At 67.9% G+C, this 19,493-nt stretch carries 21 protein-coding genes and 1 tRNA gene; 11 read left to right on the top strand and 11 right to left on the bottom strand.

Translation table 11 applies throughout. The features are described 5' to 3' along the window. Positions 1-74 precede the first annotated feature (74 nt). Complete coding sequence (locus ACWD0F_RS13610) at positions 75-692, bottom strand: SUKH-4 family immunity protein (RefSeq protein WP_449875082.1); 618 nt, start codon at positions 690-692, stop codon at positions 75-77. 174 nt (positions 693-866) lie between these two features. On the opposite strand from ACWD0F_RS13610, the gene ACWD0F_RS13605 reads away from it, so the two are divergent. Both ACWD0F_RS13605 and ACWD0F_RS13600 read left to right on the top strand, forming a co-directional pair. Beyond that, positions 867-1,238, top strand: a complete 372-nt coding sequence (locus ACWD0F_RS13605) for a DUF4260 family protein (protein WP_449875080.1) — start codon at positions 867-869, stop codon at positions 1,236-1,238. A gap of 568 nt (positions 1,239-1,806) precedes the next feature. Further along, complete coding sequence (locus ACWD0F_RS13600; protein WP_449875078.1) at positions 1,807-2,910, top strand: hypothetical protein; 1,104 nt, start codon at positions 1,807-1,809, stop codon at positions 2,908-2,910. Positions 2,911-3,274: 364 nt separating this feature from the next. Here the strand turns inward: ACWD0F_RS13600 and ACWD0F_RS13595 are convergent, their stop codons facing one another. Further along, entirely contained in the window at positions 3,275-3,811 is a 537-nt protein-coding gene (locus tag ACWD0F_RS13595; RefSeq protein ID WP_449875076.1) for a hypothetical protein, read from the bottom strand. Positions 3,812-4,213: 402 nt separating this feature from the next. Here ACWD0F_RS13595 and ACWD0F_RS13590 point away from each other — a divergent pair, with 402 nt between their 5' ends. Beyond that, complete coding sequence (locus ACWD0F_RS13590; RefSeq protein ID WP_449875074.1) at positions 4,214-4,732, top strand: hypothetical protein; 519 nt, start codon at positions 4,214-4,216, stop codon at positions 4,730-4,732. A gap of 252 nt (positions 4,733-4,984) precedes the next feature. On the opposite strand, the gene ACWD0F_RS13585 is transcribed toward ACWD0F_RS13590, so the two are convergent. Next, positions 4,985-5,299, bottom strand: coding sequence for a helix-turn-helix domain-containing protein (locus tag ACWD0F_RS13585; RefSeq protein ID WP_449875072.1), 315 nt, complete (start codon positions 5,297-5,299; stop codon positions 4,985-4,987). A 72-nt stretch (positions 5,300-5,371) separates the two neighbouring features. Between ACWD0F_RS13585 and ACWD0F_RS13580 the strand changes: the two genes are divergently transcribed. Further along, positions 5,372-6,295, top strand: a complete 924-nt coding sequence (locus ACWD0F_RS13580; RefSeq protein ID WP_449875070.1) for a hypothetical protein — start codon at positions 5,372-5,374, stop codon at positions 6,293-6,295. Positions 6,296-6,375: 80 nt separating this feature from the next. Further along, entirely contained in the window at positions 6,376-8,040 is a 1,665-nt protein-coding gene (locus ACWD0F_RS13575) for a hypothetical protein (RefSeq protein WP_449875068.1), read from the top strand. Between the two features lie 248 nt (positions 8,041-8,288). On the opposite strand, the gene ACWD0F_RS13570 is transcribed toward ACWD0F_RS13575, so the two are convergent. From ACWD0F_RS13570 to galU, 7 genes are all read right to left on the bottom strand, one after another. After that, positions 8,289-8,362: transfer RNA gene (locus ACWD0F_RS13570), tRNA-Ala, on the bottom strand. Positions 8,363-8,411: 49 nt separating this feature from the next. Continuing rightward, on the bottom strand, positions 8,412-8,993 hold the full coding sequence (sepX, locus tag ACWD0F_RS13565) for a divisome protein SepX/GlpR (RefSeq protein ID WP_449875066.1): 582 nt from the start codon (positions 8,991-8,993) through the stop codon (positions 8,412-8,414). A 124-nt stretch (positions 8,994-9,117) separates the two neighbouring features. Then, positions 9,118-9,771: a GNAT family N-acetyltransferase gene (locus tag ACWD0F_RS13560; protein WP_449875720.1), complete on the bottom strand. Its 654-nt coding sequence runs from the start codon at positions 9,769-9,771 to the stop codon at positions 9,118-9,120. Positions 9,772-9,829: 58 nt separating this feature from the next. Next, positions 9,830-10,312: a MogA/MoaB family molybdenum cofactor biosynthesis protein gene (locus ACWD0F_RS13555; protein ID WP_449875064.1), complete on the bottom strand. Its 483-nt coding sequence runs from the start codon at positions 10,310-10,312 to the stop codon at positions 9,830-9,832. Continuing rightward, positions 10,309-10,785, bottom strand: coding sequence for a cyclic pyranopterin monophosphate synthase MoaC (gene moaC / locus ACWD0F_RS13550; RefSeq protein ID WP_449875062.1), 477 nt, complete (start codon positions 10,783-10,785; stop codon positions 10,309-10,311). Before moaC ends, ACWD0F_RS13555 begins: the two co-directional genes overlap by 4 nt. Continuing rightward, complete coding sequence (glp, locus tag ACWD0F_RS13545) at positions 10,782-11,969, bottom strand: molybdotransferase-like divisome protein Glp (RefSeq protein ID WP_449875060.1); 1,188 nt, start codon at positions 11,967-11,969, stop codon at positions 10,782-10,784. The genes moaC and glp overlap by 4 nt, the downstream gene beginning before the upstream one ends. Next, positions 11,956-12,858 carry a UTP--glucose-1-phosphate uridylyltransferase GalU gene (gene galU, locus ACWD0F_RS13540; protein ID WP_449875059.1) on the bottom strand — a complete coding sequence of 301 codons (903 nt, stop codon included), beginning with the start codon at positions 12,856-12,858 and terminating at the stop codon, positions 11,956-11,958. Before galU ends, glp begins: the two co-directional genes overlap by 14 nt. A 24-nt stretch (positions 12,859-12,882) precedes the next feature. Here galU and ACWD0F_RS13535 point away from each other — a divergent pair, with 24 nt between their 5' ends. From ACWD0F_RS13535 to ACWD0F_RS13525, 3 genes are all read left to right on the top strand, one after another. Next, the gene (locus ACWD0F_RS13535; RefSeq protein ID WP_449875057.1) at positions 12,883-13,452 is read left to right on the top strand and encodes a 5-formyltetrahydrofolate cyclo-ligase; all 570 of its coding nucleotides are present in this window, start codon (positions 12,883-12,885) and stop codon (positions 13,450-13,452) included. A gap of 23 nt (positions 13,453-13,475) precedes the next feature. Beyond that, positions 13,476-14,981: a potassium/proton antiporter gene (locus tag ACWD0F_RS13530; protein WP_449875055.1), complete on the top strand. Its 1,506-nt coding sequence runs from the start codon at positions 13,476-13,478 to the stop codon at positions 14,979-14,981. A gap of 68 nt (positions 14,982-15,049) precedes the next feature. Then, the gene (locus ACWD0F_RS13525) at positions 15,050-15,364 is read left to right on the top strand and encodes an FmdB family zinc ribbon protein (RefSeq protein WP_449875053.1); all 315 of its coding nucleotides are present in this window, start codon (positions 15,050-15,052) and stop codon (positions 15,362-15,364) included. Positions 15,365-15,596: 232 nt separating this feature from the next. Here the strand turns inward: ACWD0F_RS13525 and ACWD0F_RS13520 are convergent, their stop codons facing one another. Beyond that, positions 15,597-17,564: an MFS transporter gene (locus ACWD0F_RS13520; protein ID WP_449875051.1), complete on the bottom strand. Its 1,968-nt coding sequence runs from the start codon at positions 17,562-17,564 to the stop codon at positions 15,597-15,599. A gap of 110 nt (positions 17,565-17,674) precedes the next feature. Between ACWD0F_RS13520 and ACWD0F_RS13515 the strand changes: the two genes are divergently transcribed. The 3 genes from ACWD0F_RS13515 to mscL are packed head-to-tail and all read left to right on the top strand — an operon-like array spanning position 17,675 to position 19,493. Then, positions 17,675-18,475, top strand: coding sequence for an S-methyl-5'-thioadenosine phosphorylase (locus ACWD0F_RS13515; RefSeq protein WP_449875049.1), 801 nt, complete (start codon positions 17,675-17,677; stop codon positions 18,473-18,475). Next, positions 18,472-19,062, top strand: coding sequence for an RcpC/CpaB family pilus assembly protein (locus ACWD0F_RS13510; RefSeq protein WP_449875048.1), 591 nt, complete (start codon positions 18,472-18,474; stop codon positions 19,060-19,062). The genes ACWD0F_RS13515 and ACWD0F_RS13510 overlap by 4 nt, the downstream gene beginning before the upstream one ends. 29 nt (positions 19,063-19,091) lie before the next feature. Continuing rightward, positions 19,092-19,493 carry a large conductance mechanosensitive channel protein MscL gene (gene mscL / locus ACWD0F_RS13505; protein ID WP_449875047.1) on the top strand — a complete coding sequence of 134 codons (402 nt, stop codon included), beginning with the start codon at positions 19,092-19,094 and terminating at the stop codon, positions 19,491-19,493.

Below are 19,493 nucleotides of genomic sequence, written 5' to 3'. Positions count from 1 at the left end.
GAGACCGGTTCGCAGGAAGGCGGCCTGCGAGGACCGCGTGGTTCGCGCAGACCGCGGGTGCCACCGGCCGGCGATCACCCGTAGAGCGAGCGGGCTCCCGGGCTGGTGCCCTTGAAGCGCTGGCCGGCGGCGATCTCCTCGCCGACCACCGACCAGACGGTCTCGTCGTCCCGGAAGGGGAGCGGGTCAATGCTGCTCGTCTCCTGGCGGATACGCTCGACCTCGCGGTTCAGGCGCTCGAAGTCGGCTTCCTCGTCGCTGTCGTCGCCACTGAAAGTGAACTCCTCGAGCAGGCGCTGGAACCGGAGGGTGACCTGGACGAGGGAGGAGACGTCCGTGTGGAGTTCCTGCACGGTCTCCTCGTCGGCGTCGAAGGCGTGCACCTTGCCGGAACCGGGGTCGAGGGCGAGGTGGACATTGAGCAGCCAGCCGATGACGGGCCATTCGCCCGCGTCATCCGATGCGTCCTCGAAGTCCTCGGCGTCGACGACGTCCTGGACGAGGGGCAGCCGACCGGAGTCCGCGTCGGGCTCACGCAGCCAGAGCGTCCCGGTGGGGACGCCGACGGTCTGCAGGAGGCGGGCGCCCTCGGTGTCCGCGGTGGAGAGCGTCAAGGCGGTGGCGGGCAGGGTCGCGAGCCGATCCTCGCCGAAGATGTCGGCGAGTTCTCTGCGGGTGACGTCGAAAAGCACTGCAGGAACTCCGAACTCGGCAGCGGCACGGGCGCCGTGGGCCTCTTAGTGGATGGAAGCGGTCACAACAACAGCGATATCCAAAGCAAGATTTCCTGAGACTAACCGGAGGCCCCCTCCTGACTCGTCTTGTCCACTTTCCCAGGTGAAGGTCATCATCTGTACGCTCTAGGCGTGACCATTGAGCCCCCGCGCGCCACGCCGCTACGCACCCCTGGCGTGACCAGCTGGCCGAAACGAATCGCCTGGGGCACTCTCACGCTGTTTTTGACCGCGTTCGCCATTTTCGAGAGTCAGAAGTACGGCCTGCCAACCACGGCCGCGGCGCTGGTGTTCTTCGTGGTACCCGACCTGACGCGGCTCGCCGGCATCCGTGCGCCCGGCATGCTCTACCAGGTCGTGAACCGCGTGTGGCTCCCACTCGTGGTGTTGGTCGGCTACACCGTCGGGCCGATCGTGTGGCCGCCGCTCTTCACGGCCGGCCTCGGCTGGCTCACCCGCATCGCCTTGGATCGCACGCTCGGGCGCGGGCTCACCTCCACCTGACCGCCGCCCTGCCTCCAGGCGGGCCTCGACCAGTGGCTCGGTCCTCCACCAGCGGCCTGACACCACCCAAGCCTTCCAAGACACCCACTCCACAGGACCCAAACCAGGACGAACCCGAGGGGCCCCGTGGCCATCGTCCTTATCGACTCGCCTTCCTCGACCAGCCCGAAGTTGTCGGCCTCGTAGGCCATCATTGGCGCACGCCTTCATCCAGTACATGCCCGCCGCCAGCGGTCGGCGAGGCCGAGGGGACGTGGAGGTCGGTTGCTGCTTCCCAGACAGAGGGGCGGCTCGCGGCTGCCGCCGGGTTTGCCGACCTATTGATCTTTTCGCCCGGGCCAGTAATGATCCTCGTGACAGTGATCATGGTTGATAGAAGGTGCCCGCTCGAGTTCAGCAGAAACGCCCATCGGCCGCCGACGGCTCCTGACGTCGGCGATGGCCCCGGGGGTCCTGTCCTCAGGACCTCCGCCGGCGGTCACGCCGCGAATCATCCGCGCGGAGCCCCTGTCGTGACAGGAGCCCGGCGCCGTATGCGGATCAACTGCCGTCATAGGTGAGGGAGAAGATGGAACTGTCACGTCGTGGGCTGATGAGGCTGGGCGGTGGAACGGCTGCCGGACTGGCCCTCGGAGGCGCCGCATCCCCCGCGGCGGCGAACGCCGCGGCAGCCGGGGCCCTGTCCCTGCCCGTGTCCAAGTCGTTCGACCTGCACGATGACGTGACCGCCCTCTTCATGGGACAGGAGGCATGGTGCGCGCCGGTCATGCAGTGTGCGGGGTACGACCATCTCAACAAGCACTGGTACGTCACCCAGGTCATGTACATCCCGAGTGATGGCGTGACGCAAACGATGCGGACGTACCAGGGCGACATTTGCGTCACCAAGCTGAGTGCGGACGGTACGACGAAACTCGGCCGCATGTATCTGATGGGCTTCGGCCACGGAGCGCAGTTCAGCGTCGAGCCGACGGCTGTCGGGTTACCACCGTACCTGTGGATCGAGTACAACTCCGTGCCGAACGAGGGCGTGGGGTCCGGCACCAAGCTCTGCCGGATCAAGTACATGGGGCCGCCGACCGATGAGCCGGCGCGCCACTTCCACTGGGACAACGCGCAGGACCGGGCCAGCATGAACTTCCTGGACCGCACGCCGGACCCGCTGCAGCTGCCCGGCGCCGGTGCGACGCTGTCCTCGCCCCGCCCCGCGGTGGATCCGCTGAACAAGCGGCTGCTGGTGCGCTTCACCCGCAACGGGCAGCGGCAGGCGGCCGTGTGGGACCTCGCGACCGCGGTGGCCGCGCCGCTCGGGCCGCCGCTGCTGCTGCGGAAGAACCTGCCGATGGAGGAAACCCTCGCGCAAGGGTTCTGCTTCTACGGGTCGTACATGTATCAGCTGGAGGGGAAGGCGTACACGAAAATCCCGAGGGACCCGGCGGACGAAGGGACGACGTATATCACGAAGATCGACCTCAACTCGTCCTACACCGAACGGGTGTTCACCCAGGCGCTGATGAGCCTGGACTACCGGGAACCGGAGGGCATGAACATCATGCTCGTCCCCGACCCGGCCAAGGCGGGCGCGTATCTGCCTCGCCTGACCTTCGGCTTCGCGTCGGGGCTCGGGGGTGACCGGAAGGTGAACATCGCGTACAAGGATGCGCTGATCTAGCGTCTACGCAGGTCAGGGCGGATTGTCGCGCCCACCGACCGTGTGACAGCACCCGGGCCACTCATCTCGCCGGCTATCGGAGCCCAAACCCAGACGATCCAGTTAGGCAATTGCCTGAAACGACAAGATCCCGCCTGATCGCGATGATCAGACGGGATCCCGTCAACTTCAGTCCAGCCGTTTCAAGAACGACTCCTTGTGGGGTGTTCACAAATGGGCGTGGCCTGCACCAAGTCGGTCACGGTGATGATCGCTTCCCGCAACGTAACTGATCGTTTCCCAGCTGTTCGGCGCCTTCATCTACTAATAGCGCTCTGGGCGCGGCACGCAGCTGCGTGGAACCGGGAGGTCATGCATCGGGGGTTCAGGGTCCGTCGGTCCAGATGTACCACGGGCCCCTGAAGTGTTCATACACTCCCCCTTCTGGGCCCGGTACCCGATCCGGGATGTAGGCGAAGCCGTAGCTCTTCCAATTCATGGTGAGCGAGGTGACCATGAACCTCGCTCCCCCGGGGATCTTCTCCACGTCGTCCACCCAATACAGGCCCCACCACCGACCGCTGTCATAGTCATCGCGCACCGACCGGGCGTAGCGCTCCAGGCTCGGCTCCGACAGGGCGAAGCGCGCGTGAAGGGGCGCGTCGAGTTTGACCAGCAGCACGGTGCCCAGCGCCAGTGCGACTGGGACGAACATCCAGGGCTTCCACGCCCGCCGGCGCTCGCCAGGGCCCAACATCCGTACGGACCAGGCCATGGCGATGGCGAGCACCAGCCAGTACAGCGCCAGTGCCAGTCCCCAGTAGGACAGGCCGGGAGTGCTCGCCTCAATGAGCGTCAGGAGCGAAGCAAGTCCGGTGGCCGCGGTGAAGAGCAGGGCGAGGGGGTTGCGAGTCAGGCGCATGGGGTGATCTTGCCCGATGCCAGGACCAAGCGCATCGGCCCCACTATCAGTGCCGGGAAGCTAACCCGCGGACCACTCGGAGCCCGTTCTTGGGTAGGGCTGATCAGGTGCGGTCGGAGTGGCGCGGGCAGGTTGCAGGAGCTCCACGAGCAGGTGGCGGCGGCCGAGCAGGGCGTCGAGCGCTTTCGCATCACTCGCGAGACGCTGGGGATGCCGGCGGGCCAGGACGATCAGAGCGCGCCAGGGCCAGGCGATGCCGGCCAGCGGGTCGCGAGTTAGGTCTGGGTTTCACAATCACATCGGTGGCCGTTCCACTCCAACGTCGGCTGGTAAGGATCTTTGGCGCGGTACTGACTGCCAGTGCTTTGCCGTTTACAGTGTGGAGTTGTTGGACTGCATGGCGTGAATGCGGCAATGGGGATGTGGCTGCTCCTCTCCTGGGAGGCGATGGTGGCGTCACTGTTGGAACGCGTGGCCCAGGCTGAGACGGCCGCATTGCAGCAGGTGGATGACCTGCGGGCGCAGTTGGCTGTGGTTGAGGAACGGCTGCGGCGGCTGGCCATCACCCGCGAGACCCTGACGGAGTTCACCGTCGATCACCTCGACGAAACCGCCGTTGTCGAGAAAGAACAGGCCAACCCCACCCACGGCGATTGCGAGGCAGAGCCGTCGTCGCCGCTGCCGGCGTTGCATGGATTCCGGCAGCAGGTGGTGGCGTTGCTGGCGACCGCGGATGAGCCGATGCGGGCGCGGGAGATCGTGCAGGCGATCGGCAAGCCGGACACCCGCTCTCAGGTGGAGGGGATGCGGTCGCGGTTGCAGCGACTGGTGAGCGACGGGTGGCTGTGCCGGGAAGCCGACGGTCTCTATACGATCGCCGCCGGGATCAACGGCTACGCACCGGACGGGGGGGCCGATTGATCGCCCATGCCTGATCACGGTCATGCCGTGAATGAGCAGGGTGCCGCCGAGATTAGGCCCTCGACGGCACCCAAGGTTGCGTGAGCGACCAGCAGAGCTACCGACAGTGGCTCCCGCATCTCTGAGAGTAACTCGGATGAGGTCTCTTGGGGAGGCGTCAAGCCCGGATTTCGCCTGCCCTGCCACCGGCAGGAGTGCGGCGGGAAGGGATCGGCGATGTCCTCACCAGGGCGAAAACGAGTTCGGCGTGAGTCAGCTTCTCCTCGGCCCGGTGGGCGGGGTGGGCCACAGCCGGATGGCCAGCCCGGCCTCGAGTTGGGCGATGGTGGCCACGTCGGGCCAGCAGCGCCCGACGGCCACGTCGTTGACGGTCTGCCGGTTCACTCCGGACACCTCAGCCAGGCGGCGGAAACTCAGCCCCTGTTCGGCCATCACTTTCTGCAGGGCGGCGGCGATGGCCTGGACAACGGCGGCGGCCGGGTGATGGGACAGGTCCGCGTGGGGCCAGTTCTCCGGGTCGTCGGCCAACTCCCGGGGAGAGCAGGAACGCGCGCGTCCTCCGACCATGACAAACGGCTCCTTTCGGTGGATGTCGTCGCGCTGCGTAACGGCAGGTTGTTCTGCCGCTATGGGTGGGGTGTGACCCTTGACGCGGAAACCTCGGCCACGATCACCGGCTACCGGCCGCAGAAGGCTCCGCCGGAGTGGGACCACATCTGCGGGCATGTGCGGATGCTGGTCGCCGCCAGCGCGGACCGTTCTCCTTATCGAGTGGAACGGCTGCTCACCGCGACCGCCAGGCTGGCTGTGTGGTGTCACCGTTCCGGCCTGCCGGATGACCCGGAAGTGTGGTTGCGGCATGAGACGATCGACGCGTTCGTCCTGACCGGCTGCGCCGACCTGGCGCCGAGTTCGGCGCAGACCTACCGCAGTTGGCTGCGGCACATGCGCGCCACGCTGGCTTGGCTGGAACGCGGCGAACAACCGCCACCGCCGATGAAAGCTCCCAAGGGCGTCAGCCCGCCGTACTCGCCCGCCCAGCTCGGCCAATTGCGCGCCTGGGCCGAACGTTTGCCCGGCCAGGCCCACACGGACGCGCTGGCGCTGCTGGCCCTGGCTTTCGGCTGTGGTCTGACCTCCGGCGAGGTGGCCGCCGTCCAGAGCGGGCATCTTCCTTGCCTGGACTCCGGCGCGGTCGTGGTCGCCGTCCCCGGCACCGAGCGGTTGATCGTCTGCCGCGCCGCCTGGGAGGACGTCCTGGTCCATGCCGCTGACCAGCCGGGCGACCGGTTCGTGTTCCGGCCGCGACGCGCCGCCCGGCACGCCAAGAACCTGTTCAGCTCCTGGACAGCCCGCCACCGCCCGACCGGCGGCCTGCCCGACCTGTCGGTGCGCCGGCTGCGCTCCTCCTGGATCGTCGAACTCTTGACCGCGCGGATTGATCTCGGCGTGGTGGCCGCCGCGGCCGGAATGAGCGCCTCCGCGCTGGCCCGCTACAGCCATTTCGTCCCCGCCCTGGACCAGCCCACTGCGGTCGCGCTGCTGCGCGGCCGCAACGGTTGACTACGGCGAAGCCACGCGCCTGGCCGCCGCGCACCACCCGAGCCCGAAACTCCCGTCCCAAGCCACCGATCAAGCAGGCGGTGCAGATCCCCGACGCCGTCGTCGACCACTACACCCGACTGCTGGGCGACTCCGGGGTCATGACATCGATCGACGCCGAACTCGGACAGCGCCCAGGACCGGCCGGAATGCCGATCCGCGCGGTGCTCGTCTGCCTCATGATCTCGATCCATCACGCTGGCAAAGCCACCCTGGCCGAAGCCTGGCGACTGTCTGCGTTCTCCTTGTCTGTCTCTGCCCGCGAGCACCTCGGGCTCGACCCCGACCGGCCACACCCAGCCGATCCGCACGCCACCCTGGCCGACAACCGACGTTTCTACCGAGCCTTCGACCGGCTCACCAGCCTGCTGGACCCGGCCCGGCACGACCGGCGAACCCGCCTGCCACAGCACGAGGCCGACCTGCTCGCCACCGCCTGGGAAGACAACGACCCCGACCACACCCGCAAGCGAAAGCTGCTGCAAGACATCGTCACCGCGCTCGTGCTCACCCCCGTCGGTTGGGGCAAAGGCCGCGGCTACATGGAAGGATTCCGCGGCGACGTCGGCATCGACACCACCGCCGCCCCGGTCTTCGCCCGCCCACCACGAGTGCGCCGCTCCACCGGAGAACTCATCGCCTCCACCGAGATCACCGCGGGCTGGCACCACTCCGCAGGCAGTGGCCCACCCGAGTACGGCTACAGCGCCACCCTCACCGTCGCCGCCCGCCCCGCCACCACCGTCGGCGGCCCGTTCCCACAACTGGCGCTCGGACTGGTCCTCGACACCCCACACAAACGTATCGGCGCCAACGCCATCACCACCCTCACGCCCCTGACCCAACTCGGGTTCCCCACAGCCTTCGCCGTCGTCGACCGCGCCTACACCGACCAGCAACCCGCCCACTTCGCCCAACCCGCACGCGAACTCGGCTACCGACTCGCCCTCGACTACAAAGTGGATCAACGAGGGGTGCAGGGCAGCGCCCACGGCGCCCTGCTCATCGACGGCTCCCTGGCCTGCCCGCTCATCCCCGACAGGCTCGCCCAGGCGACCACCGGCCTGGACGACGCCGCCATCCGCGCCCCGTCCGAAGAACTCACCGCGTTGATCAGCGCGCGGGAGCCGTACTTGCTGCGCCTCAAGCAGAGCTCGAACGCCAGCGGGACCACCCGCTTCCAATGCCCGGCAGCAGGCACCTCCCCATCGGTCACCTGCCCCCGCTTCGACCGCCTCCACCAGCGCGGGCCCAGCCGTCCCACCACGGTCGACCTGACCGACGCTCGGCAGCGAGCCGCTCACCCGGCGGCGAAACCCCGCGTCCTGCCCCCGAGTCCCGACCACAAGCCCGGCGAACTGCCGAAGATCTGCCGCCAGCAGACCGTCACTGTCAGCAAAGGCGACCTCGGCCATCTCGACAAATTCCGTCAGGACCTGCCCTACCTCAATCCCGCCTGGATCGGGACCTACAAGTCCGTCCGGGCCAACACCGAGGGCCTCAATGGCAGGATCAAGGGACACGATCTTGACCTCGGCGACCCTAAGAACCGGCTCGCCCACGGCCGTGTCGCCCAAACCATCCTGGCCGCGCTGCTCGTCACCGTCACCAACGACCACTTCCTCGACCAGTGGCGCCACACCCACCAGCCCCCAGACGAGCCCGTCACACCCGCAGGCCAGAGCAGGCCACCACCCGCCCCATAAGCCGCAAAACCCGCCACCCCCCCCGCAGCGCCCCGCCCACCGTCGGCTTCGCCATGCCCAACGGCGCGAACTCGGTCCTCGACCAGCGGTCTGACACCACCTGGACCTTCCCGGGCACCCGCTCCGCGGCTCCCCAACCAGGACGAACCCGATTCGGAAACCCCCGAAACGACAAAATCCCGCCCGATCGCGATGATCAGACGGGATCCCGTCAACTTCAGTCCAGCCGTTTCAAGAACGACTCCTTGTGGAGATGAGGGGATTCGAACCCCTGACCCCTTCGATGCGAACGAAGTGCGCTACCGGACTGCGCTACATCCCCAAGGACTCGACCAGATTAGCAAACTCCTGAGAGTCCTCGCGCCACCGTTTCAGTCTCCGACTGCACGCCTGGGCGGTTCCGCGTACTGATCGAACAGCACATCCGCGTTCAGCGCCGTGAGATCGATGATCTCCGCCTCCGCCACTTCCACAGCCCGGCGCTGCTCACGTGCCCGCCGCAGCCGCTCAGCACGCGCCTGACGGCCCCGTTCACGGCGTTCCCGATCCACTTGTACGGCAATGCGGAGAAAGGCCATGTACGCCAGCGTGACGACGATCGAGGGCGCCACGCCCCACCAGGGCAGCATCTCGACCGAGGCCGTGACCACGGAGGCGATGACGAGGAGCGCGGTGAAGAACAGCAGGCGCCGCCGCCGGGCCACGATGATGGCGCGACGCCGGAACCGGAACTGGCGGACGTCGACCTTCTCGACCTCCACCGGCGACCCGTCGTACTCGTCCAGGTCCGACGGACCCAGGTTGTCCAGATCGGGAAGCTGATGCTCGCCGGTGTAGTGCTCTTCGAGTTCGGCGAGTTCGGCGAGGTTCGTCTTGTCTCTACGCAACCACATCGGAATCAGGACACAGAGCCACATGACCACGATGGCTAGATAGAGGAGGACACTGCTCATGGCCACCTCCGGGCAGCACGAAGACGCGGGTGTGTTCGCTGCGTCTTCAATGTGCTCACGTCACGCACCGTAAGACCGTGTGTCACTGATTGACGAGCATTCGGTGCGGTGTGTCGCGAGATCGTCAAACCTCTTCGACGGGAGACCCACCATGAGCGGCTGACTCACGAGCACGTCGCCATTGCACGAGCAGGCCGCCGGGAACGTCCTCGACGGTCAGCGCGTAGCAAATGTGATCGCGCCAGGCTCCGTCGATGTGAAGTTGACGACGCCGAATGCCTTCTTCCCTGAATCCGAGCTTCTCAACCACTCTACGGCTGGCCTGGTTCTCGGGGCGGATGTTCGCTTCTAGCCGATGCAATCCGGTGGTGAAAAAGCAATGGTCAACGGCCATGGCGAGCGCGGTGGGCGTGATCCCGCGGCCTGCCACCGCCCCGTCGACCCAGTAGCCGACCTGCGCGGAACGGGCGGATCCCCACACGATCGCCCCAACCGTCAACTGCCCAGCGAACCGCCCCTCGTACGTCACCACCCACGGCAACGCCATCCCCTGCCTGGCTTCGCGGCGCAGGGTGCCGACCATCGAGATGTAGGGACCGAGCCCCGTCCTGAACAGCGGCGTCTCAGGATTGCTCGGCTCCCAGGGACGCAGCCAGTCGGCATTGCGCAATCGGGTCTCGCGCCACACGCGTACGTCACTCAGCCGCAGCGGCCGGAGGCCCACCGGACCCTCATTCAGCGCCGCCGGCCAGCCACGAAGTCGATCCACACCTCTCATCATCCCCCTATCGGGCACGATGTCGCCACGGATCATCGATCACCACCAGCGAACGTGCTCAGCGCTGATGATCGCCGCCCCGGATCTGATCAACGGCGTGCCGGAGAATCGGCGCGAGTACGGCAACGCCGTCGCGTACGCCGCCGGACGATCCGGGCAAATTAACGATCAAGGTGTCGCCCGCCTGACCCGCCAAACCCCGCGACAGTACGGACGTTGGCACCTTTTCCCGATTCGCCGCCCGAATAGCCTCGGCAATACCCGGAATTTCCCGAGTAATCACCCGAGACGTCATCTCCGGCGTCAGATCCATCGGCGTCAGCCCGGTTCCTCCGGTCGTCACAATGACGTGGTAACCGCCCGACACTCCGTCACGGAGCGCCGCTTCGACGGGCTCACCGTCCGGCACGACCACGGGGCCCTCGACGACCTCGCATCCGGCCTCGTCACGCAGCAGCTCGACCAGCAACGGCCCGGATGTATCCGCATAAATCCCAGCCGAAGCCCTGTTGGACACCGTGATCACCAGCGCCCGGATCATGCTGACTCCCGTGTCCAGGTGCCGGTCTTCCCGCCCAGCTTCTCCTCCACCCGCACGTCGGTGATCACCGCGGCCGGATCCACCGCCTTGACCATGTCGATCAGGGCCAGCGCCGCCACCGAGACCGCCGTCAGCGCCTCCATCTCCACGCCGGTGCGGTCGGCCGTCTTCACCCGGCACGTGATCGCCACGCCCCAGTCCTCGACGTCCAGCGTGACCTTCACTCCGTGCAGCGCGATCGGATGGCAGAGCGGGATCAGGTCGGGCGTGCGCTTCGCCCCCATGATCCCCGCGATCCGCGCCACCCCGAGCGCATCGCCCTTGGGCACCTCACCGGACCGCAGCAGCGCCACCACACCGGACGACAGCAACACCCGTCCGGTGGCCACCGCGCTGCGCACCGACACGTCCTTGGCCGAGACGTCGACCATGCGCGCGGCACCGGTCTCGTCGATATGGGTCAGCTCACTCACAGCCGGATCACCTCCACCGAAGCCCCTCCCGGCACCTCGGTCACCTCCTCCGGCACCACGATCAGCGCATTCGCCGACGCCAGCGCCGCGAGCTGATGAGAGCCCTGCCCATGCACCGGCGTCACCGTGCCATCGGAGGCCAGCACGCCACGCAGGAACGACCGGCGCCCCGCCGGCGACCGCAACGGCCCGGTGACGCGAGCGGTCAACGTCTCCGGCGCGCTCTCGGGCAGCCCGCGCATCTTGTCGAGCGCCGGGCGTACGAACAGTCGGAAAGACACGAAGGACGACACCGGATTGCCGGGAAGAGCGAAGATCGGCACCTGATCCTGCCCCAGAACACCGAACCCCTGGGGCATCCCCGGCTGCATCGCCACCTTCTCGAACCGGACCGTGCCCAGCGGCGACAGAGCCTCCTTGACCGGCTCGTAGGCCCCCATGGAGACCCCGCCACTGGTGATGATCGCGTCCGCGCGCACCAGATGAGTATCGAGCCGGTCGAGCAGAACGCCCGGATCGTCCCCCACCGACCCCGCACGGAAGCCTTCGGCGCCCGCCTCACGCACGGCGGCCGTCAAGGTGTAGCTGTTGGAGTCCCAGATCTGCCCGAGCGCCAGCGGCCCCCCGGGCTCGACCAGCTCCGCGCCCGTGGAGATCACGACGACGCGAGGCCGCGGCCGTGCCAGGACACGCCGCCGCCCGACCCCGGCGATGATCCCGAGCTGCGCGGGCCCGATCAGCGTGCCCGGCTTGAGCACCGTCTCACCGGCCTGCACGTCCTCACCGGCCCGGCGGATCGCATTGCCGACCGCGACGGGACGATCGATGCGTACGCTGACCGTCCCGCCGTCCGTCCACTCCACCGGCACCACGGCGTCGGCCCCGGCGGGCAGCGGCGCGCCGGTCATGATGCGCACGGCATGCCCCGGCCCCACGGCCCGCAATTCCGACGACCCGGCCGCCACGTCGTCGACCACCGGCAACGTCACCGGCGCATCCGCGATATCCGCAGAACGCACGGCATAGCCGTCCATGGCGGAGTTGTCGAACGGCGGCAGCGGCACCGGCGAGGAGACCTCCTCGGCCAGCGTCGCCCCTAGCGCCTGCTCCACTTCGAGCTCCAGCGGCGCCAGCGGACGCACAGTGGCCAGAATCTCGGCCAGATGCGCGTCAACCGATTTCATCGAGGAACTCCCGCAACCACGGCACGAAGTCCGGCGCCAGATCCTCCCGATCGGCCGCGAACCTCACCACCGTCCGCAGATACTCAAGCTTGTCGCCCGTGTCGTAGCGCCGCCCGCGGAACAGCACTCCGTGGACCGGCCCGCCCTCGTCGGAGCCACGCCCCGCGAGCGTACGCAGCGCGTCGGTGAGCTGGATCTCACCGCCACGCCCGGGCGGCGTGTCCTCCAGCACCTCGAACACCGCCGGATCGATCACATAGCGCCCGATGATCGCCCAGTTGGACGGCGCCTCGCTGACCGGCGGCTTCTCCACCAGGTCCGTCACCCGCACGACGTCGTCCTCGGAGGTCGCCTCGATGGTGGCCACGCCGTACAGCGAGACCTGCTCCTTGGGCACCTCCATCAGCGCGATCACGCTTCCGCCGTAGGTGGCGCGCACCTCGATCATGCGCTTGAGCAGCGCGTCCCGATAGTCGATCAGGTCGTCGCCGAGCAGGCAGGCGAACGGATGATCGCCGACATGCTGCTTGGCGCAGAGCACCGCGTGGCCGAGCCCCTTGGGCTCGCCCTGCCGCACGTAGTGGAGCGTCGCGAGCGCAGCGGGCTCGCGAACCTGGGACAACCGCTGCTCGTCGCCCTTGGCCTCAAGGGCCTCTTCCAGCTCGAACGCGCGGTCGAAGTGATCCTCGATGGACCGTTTATTCTTGCCGGTGACCATGAGCACGTCGAGGAGTCCGGCGGAAGCGGCCTCCTCGACGACATACTGGATCGCGGGCTTGTCGACGATGGGCAACATCTCCTTGGGTGTCGCCTTTGTCGCCGGGAGAAACCGGGTGCCCAGACCCGCGGCGGGCACAACGGCTTTCGTCACAGGGTCGAAGTCAGCCATGAGTAGACCCTAGTGGAGGGACCTGTGGACAAGCTGAACCTCCGCCGCGAGCTGAACGCGGCGCGCACCTCGCTCTCCCCCGAGCAATTGCGGTCCAACTCCGTCAAGGTTCGCGAAACGCTGCTCGACCAGCCATGGGTCCAGATGGCCGGCCTGGTGGCCTGTTACTGGTCGACGGGGTCGGAGCCGGACACCCACGGGCTGGTGTTCGCTCTCTGGAAACATGGAGCCACCGTCATCCTGCCCGTCCTGCTTGAGGACGATGACCTGGATTGGGCGGTGTACGACGGGCCGGACACGCTCACGCCCGGCCGTTTCGGCATCATGGAGCCCGTCGACACCCGCCGCGGCGTCGACGCCGTACGCACCGCCGCGCTGGTGATCGTGCCCGCGCTCGCGGTGGACGAGCGGACAGGTGTCCGCCTCGGCCGCGGCGGCGGCTCGTACGACCGCGCTCTGTCCAGAGTCGGCCCGAATGTCCCCACGGTGGCCCTGTTGCACGACGGCGAGTTGATCGACGACGTCCCCGCGGAGCCCCATGACCTCCCCGTCCGTTATGCGATGACCCCCCAGGGACTCACTAGGCTTATGTGAACGCGGATACGGGAGGGAGCCAGATGACCGTTGATGTCTGGCTCCTCTTGGGTGCCGGGATCGTCATCGCATCCATTGCTTCCGTACGCATCGCGCATCGCAGCGGGCTGCCCAGCCTGCTCCTGTTCCTGGGCTTCGGCCTGGTTCTGGGCGATTACGGGTTCGACCTCCCTTTCGACAGCCCTCAGGTAGCCCAGCAGATCGGGCTGGTGGCGCTGGCGGTGATCCTGGCCGAGGGCGGTCTCACCACCAACTGGTCCCATGTGCGGCGTTCCGTCCCCCTGGCCATGATCCTCGCCACCATAGGCGTGACGGTCAGCACCCTCGTGCTGGCGCTGGCCGGGCACACGATCCTCGGCCTCGGCTGGACCGCGTCGCTGATCCTCGGTGCGGTGCTGGCCTCCACCGACGCGGCGGCCGTCTTCTCCGTGCTGCGCAGACTGCCGCTGCCTTCGCGCCTGGCGGGCGCTCTGGAGGCGGAGTCGGGCTTCAACGACGCCCCCACGGTGATCGCCGTGACGCTGCTCAGCGGGGCGGCGGCGGCCGACGCGACGGTGGGGATGTTCCTGCTGGAGACCGGCGTCGAGCTGGTCATCGGCGCCGCGGTCGGCCTCGCCGTCGGCCCCGCCGGCGCCTACGCGCTGCGCCGCGTCGCCCTCCCCGCCTCCGGCCTCTACCCCATCGCCGTCCTCGCCCTGGCCTTCGTCTCGTACGGCGGCGCCGTCCTGCTGCACGGATCCGGTTTCCTGGCCGTCTACCTGTCGGCGTTGATCATGGGCAATTCACGGCTGCCGCACCGGGCGGCGACCAGGGGCTTCGCGGAGGGCTCGGCCTGGCTGGCGCAGATCGGGCTGTTCGTCATGCTCGGCATGCTGGTCAGCGACGACGAGCTGCCGTCGGCCATCGTGCCCGGCCTGATCACCGGCACCGTCCTGGTGCTCCTGGCACGGCCGTTGTCGGTGCTGGTGAGCTCCCTGGTGTCATGGGCGCTGCGGCTGGGCTGGGTGAGCTGGCGCGACCAGGCGTTCTTGTCGTGGGCGGGGCTTCGCGGCGCGATCCCGATCGTGCTCGCGACCATCCCCTGGGCGGCCGGCGTCGACGGCTCCAAGGAGATCTTCACCCAGGTCTTCGTGATCGTCATCGTGTTCACGCTGCTCCAGGGGCCGACGCTGCCGTTCGTGGCCCGCCTGCTGGGGGTGACCACATTGGGAGAGGCCCACGATCTCGCAGTCGAGTCCGCGCCCCTTGAGGAGCTGAACGCGGACCTGCTCCAGGTCAAGGTCCCGATCGGTTCGCGCCTGCACGGTGTGGAGATCTTCGAGCTCCGGCTGCCCTCCGGCGCCGCGGTGACCCTGATCGTGCGTGACGGTAGATCTTTCGTACCCGACCGCACCACCAGGATCCGAGCCGACGACCAGCTCCTGCTGGTCACCACCGCCGCCTGCCGCGACCAGGTCGAACGCCGCCTGCGTGCCGTGAGCCGCAGCGGCAAGCTCGCCGGCTGGTACGGAGAGCGGGGGTTGGAATAGGTGTTTGACCTAATCGGTTACCATTAGCAGTCGCATCGCTCGAGTGCCAGAGGTTGAAGGAGGAGCGCGTGCCGACCTACCAGTACGCCTGCAACGACTGCGGTGAGCAGCTCGACGTCGTTCAGAAGTTCACCGACGATGCGTTGACGATATGTCCTGCTTGTGAGGGCAATCTGCGGAAGGTCTTCTCCGCCGTCGGCATCGTGTTCAAGGGCTCCGGCTTCTACAAGACCGACAACCGGTCCTCGTCGGCTCCCGCCTCTTCGGCGCCCTCCACGCCGTCGAAGCCCGCTGAGAGCAAGTCGTCGGAGTCGAGTTCCAGCTCGACCTCCTCGACCTCCTCGTCGAGCACGGCTGCCACGCCCGCCGCCGCGTCCAGCTAGCGTGTCCCCGAGCCCGCCGAGGGCTCGGTTTCGGCTCTCGCCGGGCGACCACTTCCGTGGTACGCCCGGAAAAAGCCACCCGTAAGGCGATGCGCACCCTCCCGGTCGGAACGCTGAAGCCCCGGTCCCCACGGGTCGATCGCGACCCATGGGCCACCAACGCGCCGTAAGCCCACCGGCAGGTCCAGCACCCCGCAATCCCACCGGCCCAGGCCGGCAGGTCGTGGGCGATTTACTGAGGACGATCGGCATTGGCCCCCAGCAACTCGGGCGTGATGCGATCGAGCAGCCGTTCGAGCTGCGGATCGGGCCCCCAGTCCGCGACGAGCCGGCTCAACCCCTCCCGCGAGCACGACAGCAGCCGCATGGCCGCCTCCTCCCCCTCGGACGTGAGCCGGAGCGATTCGCCATCCTCCGACCGCCGCACCAGCCCAGCCCGTACCAACTGATCGACGTACGGCCGCCCGTGCTCCCTGCTCACGTCGGCCCGCTCGGCCAGCTCCGCGGCCTTGACCCACCCCTCTCCACCCAGCCTGGCGATGACCCAGACGCCTTGGGGCGGAATCCCGGTCAACCCGGCCAACGCCCCGAGCCGGTCGTAATATCCCCGCCGCAGATCGGCGTCAGCGAGCCGTACGAGCCCTCGCTCGACCTCGGCCAGCGAGGACCGCTCGGCGGACGTGGCGCCCAGCCCCTCCCCCAGATCCGTCGCCTTGGTCGTCTCCCTCAACCGTGCCTGCGGGATGAACCAGCTCAGCAGGAACGCCCCGCACATGATCGGCGCCGCCACCCGGAACACAGCCGCGATCGCATCGGCATAAACATGCAGGAAGTCGCCGGCGAGCTGCCGCGGCAGCCGCTGGATCACCGTCGGATCCTCCTGCACCCGCGCGGGATCGAACCCGGCAGGCAACCGGGCGTCACGGAGCACCGCACGCAGATCGTCGTTGAGTGTGGCCGAGAAGACCGATCCGAGCGTGGCCACCCCGAACGACCCTCCGATGGACCGGAAGAACGTGGCCCCGGACGTCGCCACCCCAAGATCCTTGAAGTCGACGGCGTTCTGCACCACGATCACCAGCACCTGCATGGTCATCCCGAGCCCGACGCCGAGCACCAGCAGATATACGCTCATCGCGAACAGGCTGCTCTGCTCCGTCAACGTAGAGAGCAGGAACATCCCGACCGCCGCGAAGGCCGTCCCCGCAATGGGCAGAAACCGATACTTGCCGGTCCTGGAAATGATCTGCCCGCTGACGACCGACATCGTCAGCATGCCCGCCATCATCGGCAGCAGATACACCCCTGACGCGGTCGGGCTCACCCCATGCACGACCTGCAAAAAGAGCGGCAAGTAGGTCAGCGCCCCGAACATGCCGAACCCCACCACGAACCCCACGACGGACGACATCGTGAACGCCCGGTGCCTGAACAGTCCGAGCGGCAGCACCGGCTCGGCCGCCCGCCGCTCGACGACGACCCAGGCCGCCACCAGCACCAGCGCCGCCACGGCCAGCGCCAGGATGACCGGATCCGTCCACGCGTACATGGTGCCGCCCCACGTCGTGATCAGCACCAGGCAGGAGGTCGCACCGCCCAGCAGCACGACCCCCGCATAATCGATCCGGTGCTTGGTGCGCGTGTCGTCACTGGGCAGCACCGCCACGACCACGAAGAGCGCGACCGCCCCCAGCGGCAGGTTGACGTAGAACACCCAGTGCCACGACAGGTGATCGACGAACAGCCCGCCGAGCAGCGGCCCGACGATGCTCGACACCGCGAAGACCGCACCGAAGAAGCCCTGGTATCTTCCTCTCTCCCGCACCGAGACCACATCGCCGACGATGGCCTGGGCCAGCACCATCAGGCCGCCGCCGCCCAGCCCCTGAACGGCGCGGAAGGCGATCAGCTCGCCCATGTTCCCGCTCAGGCCGCAGAGCGCCGATCCGACCAGGAAGATGACGATGGCGGCGATGAACAGGCGCTTACGCCCGTACTGATCCCCCAGTTTGCCCCAGAGCGGCGTCGACACGGTCGAGGCGAGCATGTAGCCCGTCACGACCCATGCCAGTTGCTCCAGGCCGCCCAGATCGCTCACGATGGTCGGCAGGGCCGTGGAGACGATGGTCTGATCGAGCGCGGCCAGCAGCATGCCGAGCATGAGCGCGATGATGATGAGACCAAGGCCCTGTTGCCGCATGCGGCGATCCTACTCTTCGTACTGGTGTGCCTACGCAGCGCAAGAAAGTTATCCACAGAACCGCATTCGGCCCCCCCAAGCCCTCCCCCGATCCGACTACCCTCTGCGCCATGGTCACTAGCGCAGACATCGGCGTCATCGGCGGTTCAGGCTTCTACTCCCTGCTCGACGATGCGGAGGAAGTCGAGCTCGACACCCCCTACGGGCCGCCGAGCGACGTCGTCACGGTCGGGCACATCGGCTCGCGTTCCGTCGCGTTCATCCCCAGGCACGGGCGAGATCATCGCTTCCCGCCGCACCGCATCCCCTATCGTGCCAACCTCTGGGCCCTGCGCAAGCTCGGCGTCCGCCAGGTGCTCGCGCCCAGCGCCGTAGGTTCGCTGAGAGCCGAGTACGGCCCCGGTGCCCTGGTCGTCCCCGACCAGTTGATCGACCGCACCTCAGGCCGCCCCCAGACCTACTACGACTCCGAGCGAGCGATCCATGTGTCGTTCGCCGACCCCTACTGCCCGTCGGGCCGGGCCGTGGCGGTGAAGACGGCTCGCGACGGCGGCTGGCAGACCGTCGACGGCGGCACCCTGGTGGTGATCGAGGGCCCGCGCTTCTCGACCCGGGCGGAGTCACAGTGGTTCGCGGGCAACGGCTGGTCGATCGTCGGCATGACCGGCTTCCCCGAGGCCATCCTGGCCCGCGAGCTGGCCCTCTGCTACACCTCGCTCTCCCTGGTGACCGACCACGACGCCGGAGTGGAGGCCGGCCAGGGCGTCACGCACGAGGAGGTCCTGGAGTTCTTCGCCCAAAACGTCGCCCGCATGCGCACGCTGGTGTCCGACACCGTCCAGGCCCTCCCGGACAAGCCCACCTGCTCCTGCGGTTCAGCCCTCGACGGATTCCCCATCGAACTCCCGTGATCAAGTCCTGGTTGAGCCGCTACGGCCGGCACCGTCGCCTCATCGCGGTGGCGCTGGCCGCCATGGCCGTCCTGTGCAGCTTCCTGGCCACCCGCCCCGCCGCGCCCGCCGCCACGGTCCTGGTCGCCGCGCGCGACCTGTCCCCCGGCCCCATCCGGCCGGGTGACCTCCACCCCGCCGCCTTCGCCTCCCCACCAGCCGGAGCGGTCCGCACCACCGCCACCGGCCAGGTGCTGGCCGCCCCCATGCGCAAAGGAGAGCCCCTGACGGACGTCCGCCTCCTCCGCACCTACCCCTTACCACCGGGCTTGGTGGCCACTCCCGTGCGCATAGCCGACCCGGCGGCTGCGAGCCTGCTCTCCCCGGGTTCCACCATCAGCGTCCTGGCCACCGTGAGCGACACCGCCTTCGCCGCCCGCCTCATCGCCGAGAACATCACGGTCATCACCACCCCCGCGGCGACGGCGAAAGCCGCAGCCAGCGACCACGGAGCCTTACTCGTCCTCGCGACAACACCATCCCAAGCCGCCGAACTCGCCGCCGCCCAAACCAACGGCCGCCTGTCCATCACCATCAAACCTAACTGAGAGTAATCATTCGGCTACGATTCCTTGCCATGAACGGATTCAAGAAGTTCCTCATGCAGGGAAACGTGATCGACCTGGCCGTCGCGGTCGTCATCGGGGCGGCGTTCAACACGATCGTGCAGTCCTTCGTGGCCGATCTGCTCACCCCGCTGATCTCGGCGTTCGGCGGCCTCCCCGACTTCTCGTCGCTCAAGGCCACCGTCGGCCGGTCCACCTTCATGTACGGCAACCTCATCAACGCGGCCATCTCGTTCCTGATGGTCGCCGGAGCGGTCTACTTCCTGGTGGTGAAGCCGTACACGCACCTCAAGGAACGCACCGCCGCCAAGATCGAGTCGACGACCCGCGACTGCCCGGAGTGCCTCTCGGAGATCCCGAAGGCCGCCTCCCGCTGCGCCTTCTGCAGCGCCGCGCTGACCGCGGCGGCGTAG

The organism is Nonomuraea sp. NPDC002799, from assembly GCF_053592075.1.
Note: the sequence above shows the minus strand (reverse complement) of the source record. Positions and strands in the feature narration are given on the sequence as shown.

Coding starts and splice junctions, on each gene's coding strand:
- ACWD0F_RS13600 (WP_449875078.1), top strand. CDS start 1,807: ATGGAACTGTCACGTCGTGGGCTGATGAGGCTGGGCGGTGGAACGGCT.
- ACWD0F_RS13595 (WP_449875076.1), bottom strand. CDS start 3,811: ATGCGCCTGACTCGCAACCCCCTCGCCCTGCTCTTCACCGCGGCCACC.
- ACWD0F_RS13585 (WP_449875072.1), bottom strand. CDS start 5,299: ATGGTCGGAGGACGCGCGCGTTCCTGCTCTCCCCGGGAGTTGGCCGAC.
- sepX (WP_449875066.1), bottom strand. CDS start 8,993: ATGAGCAGTGTCCTCCTCTATCTAGCCATCGTGGTCATGTGGCTCTGT.
- ACWD0F_RS13560 (WP_449875720.1), bottom strand. CDS start 9,771: ATGAGAGGTGTGGATCGACTTCGTGGCTGGCCGGCGGCGCTGAATGAG.
- ACWD0F_RS13555 (WP_449875064.1), bottom strand. CDS start 10,312: ATGATCCGGGCGCTGGTGATCACGGTGTCCAACAGGGCTTCGGCTGGG.
- glp (WP_449875060.1), bottom strand. CDS start 11,969: ATGAAATCGGTTGACGCGCATCTGGCCGAGATTCTGGCCACTGTGCGT.
- galU (WP_449875059.1), bottom strand. CDS start 12,858: ATGGCTGACTTCGACCCTGTGACGAAAGCCGTTGTGCCCGCCGCGGGT.
- ACWD0F_RS13530 (WP_449875055.1), top strand. CDS start 13,476: ATGACCGTTGATGTCTGGCTCCTCTTGGGTGCCGGGATCGTCATCGCA.
- ACWD0F_RS13520 (WP_449875051.1), bottom strand. CDS start 17,564: ATGCGGCAACAGGGCCTTGGTCTCATCATCATCGCGCTCATGCTCGGC.
- ACWD0F_RS13515 (WP_449875049.1), top strand. CDS start 17,675: ATGGTCACTAGCGCAGACATCGGCGTCATCGGCGGTTCAGGCTTCTAC.
- mscL (WP_449875047.1), top strand. CDS start 19,092: ATGAACGGATTCAAGAAGTTCCTCATGCAGGGAAACGTGATCGACCTG.